We start from the raw sequence: 12410 nt of genomic DNA on the forward strand, positions 1-12410 counted from the left end.
TCAAACATGATTCTGGGGTTTAAAACCGGCATAATGCGTGGCAAGTGCCTGCCATGCGGCACGGTCTGCTTCATTACTGGCTTGTGGCAGCACAATATTTATCAGCAGATACAAATCACCGGCTGCTTTTGCCGGTATACCTTTACCTTTCAGGCGCATTTTCTGCCCGTTGTGGCTGTTGGCAGGAATATTGACACTCAGTTTGCCGGCCGGAGTAGTAATATCTGTTTTACCGCCTAATGCAGCAGTCCAGGGAGCGACGTTGATACGCTGGTAAACATCTTTACGGTTCTGGACATATAAATTATCCTGATTACGGAAACTGATTTTTAAATATAAATCTCCGGATGAACCACCGTTAAAACTAGGTAATCCCTGACCGCTAAGCCGGATTTGCTGACCTTCAGTAATCCCTGCCGGAATTTTTACATTGAGTGTTTTACGCTCATAATCCATTTGCCCCTGAGCATTCAGTGTAGGCATATCCAGGGATAAATTACGCTGTGCTCCCTGATAGGCTGCGGCAATATCAATAACCAGCTCAGCATGCTGGTCTTCTCCGCCTGCCGGACCGCTTCGGCGTTGTTGAAAGCCTTGTCTTGCACTGCTGCCGAAAGCAGAGAACAAATCGTCAAAACGAAAATCGCCATTGCCAAAAGGGCCATTCTGGCCAAAATGACTCGGGTCAAAATCATACTGCTGATAACTGTAATCACCCTGGTTGCCTCCAGCCTGCCGGCCGCTATGCCGGAACGGATTGTTCAGCATTTCATCATATTCAGCCCGCTTTTCCTTATCATGTAAGGTTTCATAAGCAATATTGATTTCACTAGTTTTGGCTACGGCATCAGGATCTTTACTTACGTCTGGATGATATTTGCGAACCAGTTTACGATAGGCTTTTTTGATATCGTCTTCGCTGGCCTTTCGATCAACACCCAGAATTTCATAATAATTGCGTTCAGCCATATTTTATCCTTCGCTGAAATTTCTATTCGTTTTCAAAATACTATTTAAATCAAAATAAGGTCAAATGATTAAGATTTAAAGTGCTTATTTTAGGTAGTAAAAACAATTAATAAAATGTATATTCGTGTTTTAATTATAGATAAATAAAAATGAAATGATTAATTTTTGAAGTCTGAAAGAAATTAAAACTTGATTTAATAATGCGGTAAAGAAAAATTGAAATAATGCTGATAATATAACATTCTTGTGTTAATGAAATTGGAAATCGAGTTTAAAAATAACAGAAAGTAAAATAATTTTATGATACTAATCTATGATAATAAATTAATATTAAGCCATAAACAGGATTCTAAAGGACAAATTTAAGATAAAAAATGAAGAAAATTTCATTTGTCTGAGTAAAACGGTATTAATAACTTGATTTTAGTTTGGTTGTTTAAAGCAGCGAATAAACAAATATAATTGTCTAATAATATTGTTTGTATAAAATAGAATTTAATTGTTAATAAATATTTATAAATGTATAAAAATTTAAAATAAATTTTAATCCTGAATCTATTTATAAAAAATAGTTTCTGTTAATGATAATTACGTATTTGTTATTACTATAACTTATTATATTTACTTTTGTTTTATCTAATTACCTGTTCTTGGCATAGTAAAAATCATTTACCAGGCTCTGATAAACTATTTTGTGATGATTTGTTTACTTGTTTTAAATCAGAAAATTGGTGTAAAAATACATTGCTGTTTAGGTATTACACTGGTACGATTTAAACGAAAATACAGTATGTTGCATCACAATAATATATGCTTTTATTCAACTAAGATTATGCAGATTTATTGTAACTTGTTTGAATTTATATGTATTTCTTTTAATCAATTTGGTAAAGCATCTGGTTAATAAAGAAAATGATAAATGAAATAGCAACAACATAAAGTATTTTGTTCATGACTCAATCCCAAATGAAAGAGGATATTGCTATGTCTGCTGACTTCCATGATCAAGATATCGATCCGATTGAAACCCAGGAATGGCTGGATTCACTCAGCTCGGTGCTGAAAGAAGAGGGACCTGAACGTGCGCATTATTTAATGGAAAGCCTGGTGCGCTATATCCGCCGCCGAGGCATTTATATGCCGTTCAGTGCCACAACGGCCTATCTGAATACTATTCCTGTTGGTAAAGAAAAAAAATCACCGGGTAATCATGAATTAGAGCACCGAATCCGATCACTGGTGCGCTGGAATGCAGCAGCACTGGTATTAAATGCCAGCAAAAAGAATCTTGAGCTGGGCGGGCATATTGCCAGCTTCCAGTCTTGTGCTACTTTATATGATGTTGGTTTCAATCACTTCTGGCATGGTAAAACAGATAATCAGGAAGGCGATCTGGTATTTTTCCAGGGTCATAGTGCACCTGGTTTCTATGCACGTGCATTTGTTGAAGGCCGCTTAACTGAAGAACAAATGAGTAATTTCCGTCAGGAAGTACATGGTAATGGTCTGTCTTCTTATCCTCATCCATGGCTGATGCCTGACTTCTGGCAGTTCCCGACAGTATCTATGGGGCTGGGACCAATCCAGGGTATTTATCAGGCCCGTTTGCTGAAATATCTGGAATCCCGTGGTCTGGCGAAAACTCAGGGCCGTAAAGTATGGGTATTCTGTGGTGACGGCGAAATGGATGAGCCGGAAAGTCAGGGCGCAATTGCACTGGCTGCCCGTGATGGATTAGATAACCTGATTTTTGTTGTTAACTGTAACTTGCAGCGTCTGGACGGACCGGTACGCGGTAACGGTAAAATTATTCAGGAACTGGAAGGCAACTTCCGCGGTGCCGGCTGGAATGTACTGAAAGTAATCTGGGGCAGTAAGTGGGATGCACTGCTGGCTCAGGATAAAGATAATCTGCTGAAAAAACGCATGGAAGAATGTGTTGACGGTGATTATCAGATGTATAAATCACAGAATGGCGCATATGTGCGCGAACACTTCTTCAATACGCCTGAACTGAAAGCCATGGTGGCTAATATGTCAGACGATGAAATCTGGTCACTGAACCGTGGTGGTCACGATCCGCATAAGGTGTATGCCGCTTACTATGAAGCAGTTAATAATCCGGATGGACGTCCGACTGTAATTCTGGCTAAAACCATTAAAGGTTATGGTATGGGTGCTTCTGGTGAGGCACAGAATACTGCTCACCAGGCTAAGAAAATGGATATGAAATCTTTGAAACAGTTCCGTGATCGTTTCCAGATTCCGGTAACTGATGAAGAGATGGAGCATACTCTGCCATTCTTCCGTCTGCCTGAAGACAGCGAAGAAATGAAATACATGAAAGAGCGTCGTGCTCAGCTGGGTGGTTTCCTGCCTTACCGTCATCCTGATTCTGAGCAGCTGCCAATTCCGCCATTAAGTGAATTTGAAGCTCAGCTGCAGGATAGCGGAGACCGTGAATTCTCTACAACAATGGCCTTCGTACGTATTCTGAGTACACTGCTTAAAGATAAAAATATCGGCAAGCGGATTGTGCCGATTGTGCCGGATGAAAGCCGTACATTCGGTATGGAAGGTCTGTTCCGTCAGTATGCTATCTGGAATCCAAAAGGTCAGATTTACACCCCGCAGGATCACGACCAGCTGATGTTCTATAAAGAATCTAAAAATGGTCAGATTTTCCAGGAAGGTATTAATGAGCCGGGTGCAATGAGCTCATGGATTGCTGCTGCAACAAGCTATTCCAATAATGATTGCCCGCTAATCCCGTTCTATATTTATTATTCAATGTTTGGTTTCCAGCGTATCGGCGATCTGGCCTGGGCTGCCGGTGATCAGCGTGCCCGTGGCTTTATGCTGGGCGGTACTTCCGGCCGTACAACTCTGAACGGTGAAGGCTTGCAGCATCAGGATGGTCATAGCCATATTCAGGCTGAGCTGATTCCGAACTGCATTTCCTATGATCCATCCTTCTCTTATGAAGTTGCTGTCATTATTCAGCATGGTATGCAGCGCATGTATGTAGACCGTGAAGATGTGTTCTATTACATCACTTTGATGAACCAGAACTATAAACATCCGGCTATGCCGCAGCGTGAAGGAATCGAACAGCAGATTCTGAAAGGTATGTATCTGTTGCAGGAAGGTGGCAGCGGTAAACTGAAAGTGCAGTTAATGGGTTCCGGTGTTATTTTGCAGGAAGTGATTGCTGCAGCAGAACTGCTGAAACAAGATTTCGATGTTGATGCCAATATCTGGAGTGTGACTTCATTTAACGAACTGTACCGCGATGGTATTGATATCGAACGCTACAACCGTCTGCATCCGACCGATACCCAGAAAGTACCTTATGTGACTCAATTACTGTCTGGTCATGAAGGTCCGATTGTGGCTTCAACCGATTATGTACGTCACTTTGCTGACCGTATTCGTGCTTATGTACCACAGGATGTGTTCACAGTTCTGGGTACAGATGGCTTTGGTCGCAGTGATTCCCGTGACAATTTACGTGAGTTCTTTGAAATCAACCGTTACCACGTGGCTGTAGCTGCTCTGAATGGTCTGGCTGATGAAGGCAAGATCAGTAAACAGGTGGTACAGGATGCCATCAATAAATATGGTATCAAGGCTGATGTAGAACCGAGCTGGGCACGTTAATAAACCCAATGCCTGAAGTTCATTCGGATTTCAGGCAGGTTTTACTGGCTGTGCAAGCTAATGATTGTCGGACGCAGGCTTAAGCCTGCTGTCATCAAAGGACATAATGATGAGTCAGATTGTAGAAATAAAAGTGCCTGATATTGGTAATTATACCGGTGTCGATGTTATTGACGTGGCGGTCAAAGTTGGCGATAGCATTGCGGTAGACGATACCCTGATTACGCTTGAAACAGATAAAGCCACTATGGACGTTCCTGCTGATAAGGCTGGTGTGGTGAAAGAAGTTTTGGTTAAAGTAGGTGATAAAGTATCTGAAGGTAATGTGATTGTGAAAGTAGAAACTTCTGCTGCCGCAAGTGCATCTTCATCTGCTGGTACCACTACTGAAGCTCCGGTTAAGGCAACAACTACCGAAGCAGCCGGTACAGCTGCTCAGTCTGTTGCTGTGAAAGTGCCGGATATCGGTAATTTCTCGAATGTTGATGTAATTGAAGTAGATATTAAGGTTGGTGATGATGTGGCTGTTGATCAGACACTGGTTACCCTGGAAACTGATAAAGCGACGATGGATGTACCGTCTACTGTTGCCGGTAAAGTAACGGCTGTACATGTAAAAGTTGGCGATAAAGTATCAGAAGGAAGTGCTCTGATTGAAGTGGCTGTTGCTCCGGCAAGTGCTACTGCCGCACCGTTAACGCCGGAGCAAAAAGAAGCTTCTGAAATCAAAAAACAGGTTGCTGCCACACCATCTGCTGAAAATAACGAATTACGTGCCGAAATCAAAAGCCACGTGCCTCAGGCTTTTGGCAGCTCTGATATTGATGAGAAAGGTTTTGAAAAAGCCCATGCCAGCCCGTCTGTACGCAAACTGGCTCGTGAACTTGGCGTAGATTTAGGACGTGTGAGTGGTAGTGGACGTAAAGGGCGCATTACCCCTGTTGATCTGCGTGAATTTGTTAAATCGGTTATGCAGAAGGTTGAGCAGGGTGGTAGTGGTGCTTCTCTCGGAGGCGGGCTGGATTTATTGCCATGGCCTAAAGTAGATTTCAGCAAATTTGGTGAAATTGAAGTTAAAGAACTGTCACGAATCAAGAAAATCTCTGGTCAGAATCTGGCTCGTAACTGGGTAATGATTCCTCATGTTACTTTGCATGAAGATGCAGACATGACAGATCTGGAGGCTTTCCGTAAACAGCTGAATAAAGAATGGGAGCGTGCCGGTATTAAAGTATCTCCGCTGGCTTTCATTATTCTGGCCTGCGTGAAAGCATTACAGGAATTCCCTGAATTTAATTCTTCGCTTGATGGTGATAACCTGATTCTGAAGAAATACATTCATATCGGTTTTGCCGCTGATACGCCGAATGGTCTGGTTGTGCCGGTTATTAAAAACGCTGACCAGAAAGGTCTGAAAGAAATCACGCAGGAACTGGCTGATATGAGTAAGCGTGCTCGTGAAGGCAAGCTGAAACCTCAGGAAATGCAAGGCGCTTCTTTCACCATTTCTTCTTTAGGCGGTATTGGCGGTACAGGCTTTACGCCTATTGTTAATGCACCGGAAGTGGCTATTCTGGGCGTTTGTAAATCACAGATCAAACCGACCTGGAATGGTAAGGAATTTGAGCCGCGCTTAAAATGCCCGCTGTCTCTGTCTTTTGACCACCGTGTGATTGATGGTGCGGCCGGTATGCGTTTTCTGGTATTTATCAGCCAGCTGCTGGCTGATTTCCGCCGTGTATCTCTGTAAGTTTTTAAATAACAGGCTGCCTGAAAACAGATTGGTTTCTGGCAGCCTGTATACATGAAATACAGGCAATTACTGTTGTATCTAATGCAACAGTCAGGCAAAAGGTAAGACCATGAGCTTAATTGAATTGAAAGTACCGGATATCGGCAATTATAAAGATGTCGATATTATTGCGGTAGAAATCAAACCGGGCGATACCGTTGCGGTAGATGACACACTGATTACGCTGGAAACAGATAAAGCCACGATGGATGTACCGGCAGAAACAGCCGGTGTGGTGAAAGAGGTTAAAGTTAAAGTTGGTGATAAAATTTCTGAAGGTGGTGTGATTGCAGTAGTAGAAGCTACAGCTAAACCGGCAGCAAGTGCTCCTGCGGCTGAAAGTGCACCGGTAGCAGCGCCTCAGGCAGCCAGTTACTCCGGCAGCAGTGATGCTGAGTATGATGTTGTTGTACTTGGCGGCGGCCCGGGTGGGTATTCTGCAGCTTTTGCCGCAGCTGATGAAGGTCTGAAAGTTGCCATCGTGGAACGTTATGCAACTTTGGGCGGTGTTTGTTTGAATGTCGGTTGCATTCCATCCAAAGCTTTACTGCATAATGCAGCTGTAATCGATGAAGTTAAAGAACTGAAAGCCAATGGCATTGAGTATCCGGCACCAAAAATTGATATCGACCAGTTGCGCAGCTACAAGGAAAAAGTAGTAGCGAGAATGACCGGCGGTCTGGCCGGCATGGCTAAAACCCGTAAAGTTGATATTATTCGCGGTAATGGTCGTTATATCGATCCGCATCATATTGAAGTCAGACTGACCTCAGGTGAAGGACGTGTTGAAACCGGTGAAACCAGAACACTGGCTTTTAAAAATACCATTATTGCTGCCGGCAGTCGCGTAGTTAATTTACCATTTATTCCTGAAGACCCGCGCATTGTTGATTCAACAGGTGCTCTGGCACTGAAATTCGTGCCGGAAAAAATGCTGATAATCGGCGGTGGTATTATTGGTCTGGAAATGGGTACAGTGTACAGTACACTGGGCGCACGTCTGGATGTAGTAGAAATGATGGATGGTCTGATGCAGGGTGCTGACCGCGATATGGTCAGAATTTGGCAGAAGAAAAACGAACATCGTTTTGATAATATTATGCTGAATACCAAAACCACAGCTGTTGAAGCTAAAGAAGATGGTATTTACGTGACATTTGAAGGCGCTAAAGCTCCGACACAGCCGCAACGCTATGATCTGGTTCTGGTTGCAGCCGGTCGTGCACCCAATGGCAAACTGATAGGCGCAGAAAACGCCGGAGTGGCCGTTACAGAACGCGGATTTATTAATGTAGATAAGCAGATGCGTACTAATGTACCGCATATTTTTGCCATAGGTGATATTGTGGGTCAGCCGATGTTAGCGCATAAGGCTGTACATGAAGCCCATGTGGCTGCTGAAAATTGTGCCGGTCATCAGGCGTATTTTGATGCACGTGTTATCCCTGGGGTGGCTTATACCAATCCGGAAGTTGCATGGGTAGGCATGACAGAAGATCAGGCGAAAAAAGACGGGGTAAAAATCACTAAATCTGTATTCCCTTGGGCTGCTTCCGGCCGTGCTGTAGCCAATGGTTGCAGTGAGGGTGCAACTAAGCTGATTTTTGACGCCGACAGTGGACTGATAATCGGCGGTGCAATTGTTGGTCCGAGTGCTGGCGATATGATTGGTGAAATCTGTCTGGCTATTGAAATGGGTTGTGATGCAGATGATATCGGTCGCACCATCCATCCTCATCCGACGCTGGGTGAATCAATAGGTATGGCGGCTGAAGTCGCTATGGGTACGTGTACTGATCTGCCACCACAGCGTAAAAAGTAAGAACTAAAATTCTTATGTCACAAGCTGTCCGATTTTTCCGGACAGCTTTTTTATTGGAAAAAGGGTAAATTCGGAAACAATTGATTAAATCAGCTGGTTAAATTGAATAATATTTGCAAAAAAATATCAGTATCTGATACGTAAGTTACATTTAGACATTCCAGTACTGCGCTTATTCAGCTATTATCAAAATAAATATGCTGATAAATCACTATCCGTGTATTGCTGTGAGCTTATATTTTTATTAATCAGTATGAGTGTAATTGAATGAATATGAACAGCAAAACCTCTTCTGGTATTGCCCCCTGGATTATAGGAGGGTTGGTACTGCTGGCAACCATCGGTCTATTTATAGGGCTAAAACCGATTTTAATGCCTTTTGCCGCAGCCGGAGTACTGGCCTATATTTTAAATCCGCTGGTAGTAAAACTGCATAGTCTAAAAATTTCCCGCTCGCTGGCAGCAATGCTGGTGATGTTTCTGGGACTGAGTGTTATTGTGATTTTGCTGTTGATTGTGATACCGATGCTGATTAATTTGCTGGACAGTATTTATGAGAAACTGCCCGCATTTCTTGACTGGGTGCATCACCGGCTTGTTCCATGGCTTAATCAGACATTTCATATCCGTATCCGCTGGGATGCGGATTATATGTCCAAGTATGTAGCACAATGGATTCAAACTCATAATGCCAGTATTAAAGATGCCGCTTCAAAAGTTTTACCTGTAGTATGGCAGCATAGCAGTGGTATGGTAGAGTGGGTGACCAATCTGCTGTTACTGCCTTTTCTTTTATATTATTTTCTGCTGGACTGGAATCGCTGGACCTCCGGTATCCGGCATCTGATTCCGCGCCGTGCCTTACCTACTTATAATCGTATCGCTACCAATATGGATACGGTACTGGGCGAATTCCTTCGCGGCGAACTGCTGGTAATGGTAATTATGGGCATGGTTTATGGTCTGGGGCTGGCATTGGTAGGGCTGGAATCCGGATTTGCCATAGGTATGGTTGCCGGTTTGCTGGTGTTTGTACCTTATCTGGGTGCTTTTACCGGTTTGCTGCTGGCCACGCTGGCAGCATTGTTGCAGTTTGATGGCTGGACAGGACTATTACTTGTCTGGGGTGTGTTTGCCATTGGTCAGTTTCTGGAAAGTTTCTTCGTCACTCCGAAAATTGTAGGCGACAGAATTGGTCTGTCTCCGTTCTGGGTTATTTTCTCATTGATGGCATTCGGGCAGTTACTTGGTTTTGTCGGTATGCTGCTGGCGTTACCACTGGCTGCAATATGTCTGGTATTGATTCGGGAAGGAACTCAGGCGTACTGGAGAAGTGATTATTTCCGCAAATTGCCGGAAAATAGCATAATCAAGGATGAAAAAACACAGCAGGACAGGTAATCTTGGCTTCTTGTTTTTATATGTTGCCTGCTGAAAAAACAACACCGGTACTTGCATTTATGCTGTGAAGTCATTAAAATTCTGCGTTTCATGATTTGTATATGTATGTTAGGAGATATTGATGGCCAATAGTGCACAATCTCGTAAGCGCGCCCGTCAGGCACTGAAACAACGTGCCCATAACGCTAGCTTGCGTACCGCTTTTCGCACTGCGGTTAAAAAAGTATTGAAAGCCGTTGAAGCTGGTGACAAAGCAGCTGCTCAGGTTACCTACAGCGAGAGCGTTAAAGTGATTGATCGCATTGCTGATAAAGGTGTTTTCCATAAAAATAAAGCTGCACGTCATAAAAGCCGTCTGGCTGCCAAAATCAAGGCTATGGCTGCTTAAGCTGATTTTTGTCATTGCATGAGACGATTCTCATGATTGCTATTATCACGAGGCTGTTCCCATTGTGGGCAGCCTTATGTTCTATCTTTGCCTATTATAATCCTGCCGTTTTTACTCCTCTGAAATCTTATATTTCTGAAATGCTTATGCTGGTGATGCTATCCATGGGCATGACGCTGAGAATTGAGGATTTTACCCGGGTATTGAAGCGGCCGGCACCTATTGCGGCAGGTATTGGTCTGCATTATCTGATTATGCCACTGGCGGCATGGCTGATTGCCAGATTGCTGAACATGTCGCCAGAATTGCAGGCAGGAATGGTGCTGGTAGGGTGTGTGGCCAGTGGTACTGCTTCGAATGTGATGGTGTTTTTATCCAAAGGTGATGTTGCACTGTCTGTCACAATCAGTGCCTTGTCTACTGTAGTGGGCATTTTTGCTACACCACTATTGGCAAAACTTTATATAGCAGCATCAATTGAAGTACCTGTCGTAAATATGCTCAGGGAAATTTTGCTGATTGTTGCCTTACCTATTGCTATAGGGGTAAGCATTAATTATTTTGCGCCGAAACTGGTAAAAAAAATTATACCTTCACTGCCACTGATAACGATGTGTATGATTATTATTGTGCTATCAACTGTAGTGTCATTAAGTAGCGATAAAATCGGAATAAATACCGTAATTGTTGTTATTGGTGTGATTTTGCATAATGCTTTGGGGCTGATTGGCGGTTACTGGGGTGGACGGTTGTTTGGTTTTGATAAATCCATCTGTCGCACACTGGCTCTGGAAGTAGGGATGCAGAATTCTGGTCTGGCAGCAGTATTGGGATCTGAATTTTTTGGTTCGATGGCTGCTTTACCGGGCGCAATATTTTCATTATGGCATAATATTTCCGGTTCGTTTCTCGCCAGCTACTGGTCGGGAAAGCCTACAGGTACAAGTAACGACCATGTAAAATGTGAAGATGTCAGTTTACATTAATTAATTTGACATACCCAAAAAGCCCGGTTATGAGTCCGGGCTTTTTTATTGAATAATGCTTTGCTGAATTAAATGTACAGGTATTGATTTTGTATGTATATAGACGAAATTTTGTATTTTAGGATGTGCAGTCAGTACCTGGCATTATAATCAGTATTCATCTTCGTCAGGCAGCGAAGTATCAGCCCAGGCCTGCCGGATAGCTGAGTGAATAATATCCATACTAAAACCACGGTAAGCAAGAAAATGCATACATTTATGTTTTTCTTTTAAGTCAGCGGGAGGCTGGCGATATTTTTTTTGCAAAACAGCTATAGCATTATTTGTCTGTTGTTCTCTGTCTGGTAAATAATCTGCAATCAGAGCTGCATCAACACCTTTTTGCTTCAGGCTTTGCTCTAAACGCAGATTGCCATGCAGCCGGCTTTTACTATTGATATAAGTTTCCGTATATCGCTCATCTGATTGCCAGTGCTTTTGTGCCAGTTCATCCAGTAATGCTTCAAGATTGTCGTTTTCATCTGCATAAGGATGCAGTTTACGTGCCAGCTCAGCTCTGCTGATTTCCCGCCGTGCCAGTAGGGCAATGGCACGGGCACGTAAACTGATTTTTTGCTTCATGCGCGGATTTCGCTGTTAGCATGATGACGTATGCCATCATCAATCTGAGGCAGATGATCAACAATAATGTCTGGTTTAGTCTGGGTGTTTTTTGCCAGCTGTGCCATATCTGCATAACCCCATGTGACGCCACAGCTTAAAGCTCCGGCTGCTTTAGCTGCCAGAATATCATTAGCAGAGTCACCAACCATCAGTAAATTTCCGACGGGTACGCCTAATACTTCTGCTGTGTGCAATAAAGGCATAGGAGAGGGTTTTTTTTCAGCCAGTGTATCACCACCCACAACCAAACTGAATGAATCAGCCAATCCAAGCTCACATAATAATTCCACTGCCAGAATTTCATTTTTATTTGTGATTACTGCTAAAGGCAAACCACGGGCACGGAATAATGCCAGTGCGGTTTCTACTTCAGGATAGGGGCGGGTGTGAACACTCAAATGAGTACGGTAATAGGAAATAAAAGCAGTAAATCCCTGTGTCCAGATTGTTTCATCCACCAGACCGTCCCGATTACCACTGAGAGCCCGGTGTACAAGGCTGGATAAACCGTCACCTACATAGGTAGTCAGTTCAGATTCTGGCAATGATGGCAGTCCTAGTTCCGCGCGCATATGATTGGCAGCAGCACATAAATCGGCGATTGAATCGACCAGGGTACCATCCAGATCGAATGCTATGGCATGAATATCATTCCATTTCATGATTGGCTTATTGATTGGGTAAAAGACATGTTTATTTTATCATGTTCAAATAACCAGTAAGGCTGCC

9 protein-coding genes are annotated in these 12410 nt (G+C 43.2%); 6 read left to right on the forward strand and 3 right to left on the reverse strand.

Features of this window, described 5'->3' with window-relative positions; all coding sequences use genetic code 11:
• On the reverse strand, positions 1–969 hold the full coding sequence (locus H3V00_RS01075; protein ID WP_198206650.1) for a DnaJ C-terminal domain-containing protein: 969 nt from the start codon (positions 967–969) through the stop codon (positions 1–3).
• A gap of 951 nt (positions 970–1920) precedes the next feature.
• Here H3V00_RS01075 and aceE point away from each other — a divergent pair.
• The 6 genes from aceE (at position 1921) to H3V00_RS01105 (ending at position 11018) form a co-directional block, all read left to right on the forward strand.
• On the forward strand, positions 1921–4629 hold the full coding sequence (gene aceE / locus H3V00_RS01080) for a pyruvate dehydrogenase (acetyl-transferring), homodimeric type (protein ID WP_370385963.1): 2709 nt from the start codon (positions 1921–1923) through the stop codon (positions 4627–4629).
• 109 nt (positions 4630–4738) lie between these two features.
• On the forward strand, positions 4739–6379 hold the full coding sequence (gene aceF, locus H3V00_RS01085) for a dihydrolipoyllysine-residue acetyltransferase (RefSeq protein ID WP_198206649.1): 1641 nt from the start codon (positions 4739–4741) through the stop codon (positions 6377–6379).
• A 112-nt stretch (positions 6380–6491) separates the two neighbouring features.
• On the forward strand, positions 6492–8243 hold the full coding sequence (gene lpdA / locus H3V00_RS01090) for a dihydrolipoyl dehydrogenase (protein ID WP_025330390.1): 1752 nt from the start codon (positions 6492–6494) through the stop codon (positions 8241–8243).
• A 273-nt stretch (positions 8244–8516) separates the two neighbouring features.
• A complete protein-coding gene (locus H3V00_RS01095; protein WP_198206648.1) occupies positions 8517–9644 on the forward strand; it encodes an AI-2E family transporter in 1128 nt (375 codons plus the stop codon).
• Positions 9645–9765: 121 nt separating this feature from the next.
• Positions 9766–10032 (forward strand): 30S ribosomal protein S20, encoded by a 267-nt coding sequence (gene rpsT / locus H3V00_RS01100; RefSeq protein ID WP_025330392.1) that lies wholly within the window; start codon positions 9766–9768, stop codon positions 10030–10032.
• Positions 10033–10064: 32 nt separating this feature from the next.
• On the forward strand, positions 10065–11018 hold the full coding sequence (locus H3V00_RS01105; protein ID WP_198206647.1) for a bile acid:sodium symporter family protein: 954 nt from the start codon (positions 10065–10067) through the stop codon (positions 11016–11018).
• Between the two features lie 150 nt (positions 11019–11168).
• Here the strand turns inward: H3V00_RS01105 and recX are convergent, their stop codons facing one another.
• Together recX and H3V00_RS01115 are read right to left on the reverse strand one after the other, a co-directional pair.
• Entirely contained in the window at positions 11169–11639 is a 471-nt protein-coding gene (gene recX, locus H3V00_RS01110; RefSeq protein WP_037391581.1) for a recombination regulator RecX, read from the reverse strand.
• Complete coding sequence (locus tag H3V00_RS01115; protein WP_100125302.1) at positions 11636–12343, reverse strand: phosphoglycolate phosphatase; 708 nt, start codon at positions 12341–12343, stop codon at positions 11636–11638. The genes recX and H3V00_RS01115 overlap by 4 nt, the downstream gene beginning before the upstream one ends.
• Between the last annotated feature and the right edge of the window lie 67 nt (positions 12344–12410).

It is taken from the genome of Snodgrassella sp. W6238H11 (genome assembly GCF_016100525.1).
GTDB classification, from domain to species: domain Bacteria; phylum Pseudomonadota; class Gammaproteobacteria; order Burkholderiales; family Neisseriaceae; genus Snodgrassella; species Snodgrassella alvi.